The 1,038-nt window shown below is 69.0% G+C and carries 1 protein-coding gene; it reads left to right on the forward strand.

Going from position 1 to position 1,038, the window contains the following annotated elements:
• A partial coding sequence (locus tag ACFV0O_RS41510) for a condensation domain-containing protein (protein WP_380350285.1) occupies positions 1 to 1,038 on the forward strand: 1,038 nt, incomplete at both ends.

The following is a 1,038-nucleotide window of genomic DNA, read 5'->3' on the forward strand; positions in this document are numbered from 1 at the left end:
GGGGCACGCCTGCCCGACTACATGGTGCCGTCAGCCGTCGTCGTCCTCGACGCCCTCCCCCTGAACGCCAACGGCAAACTCGACCGCCGCGCCCTCCCCACCCCCACCTACCCCACCACCACCGGCCGCGCCCCCGCCAACCACCGCGAAGCCACCCTCTGCACCGCCTTCGCCCACGTCCTCGGCCTCGACACCGTCCACCCCGACGACAACTTCTTCGAACTCGGCGGCCACTCCCTCCTCGCCCTCACCCTCATCAACCACCTCACCACCACCGACACCCCCACCGACATCCGCACCCTCTTCCTCAACCCCACCCCCGCCACCCTCGCCACCCTCGCCACCACCACCAACACCACCACCACCACCACACCCCCCACCGGCATCCCCACCGGCACCACCCGCATCACCCCCGACATGACCCCCCTCACCCACCTCACCCAAACCGACCTCGACCACATCACCCACCACACCCCCGGCGGCGCCCCCACCATCGCCGACATCTACCCCCTCACCCCCCTCCAAGAAGGACTCCTCTACCACCACCTCCACGACGACAACGACACCTACGTCCTCCCAACCGTCCTCCGCCTCGACTCACACACCCGCCTCAACCACTTCATCACCGCACTCAACAACGTCATCACCCGCCACGACACCCTGCGCACCGCCATCCACTGGCAACACCTCACCCACCCCGTCCAGGTCGTCCACCACCACGCCACCCTCACCCTCACCACCACCACCCTCGACCCCCACACCACCAACCCCACCGCAGACCTCCTCCACACCGACAACACCCCCCTCCCCCTCCACCAAGCCCCCCTCATCCGCGCCACCGCCGCACCCGACCCCCACCACCCCCACCACTGGCTCCTCGCCCTCCACATCCACCACCTCATCCAGGACCACGGAACCCGCACCCTCCTCCTCGACGAAATCCGCGCCCACCTCACCCACACCCACCACCAACTCCCCCCCACCCACCCCTACCGCGACTTCGTCGCCCACACCCTCAACCACACCACCAACAGCCGC

The organism is Kitasatospora sp. NPDC059577, assembly GCF_042735475.1.
Lineage (GTDB): Bacteria > Actinomycetota > Actinomycetes > Streptomycetales > Streptomycetaceae > Kitasatospora.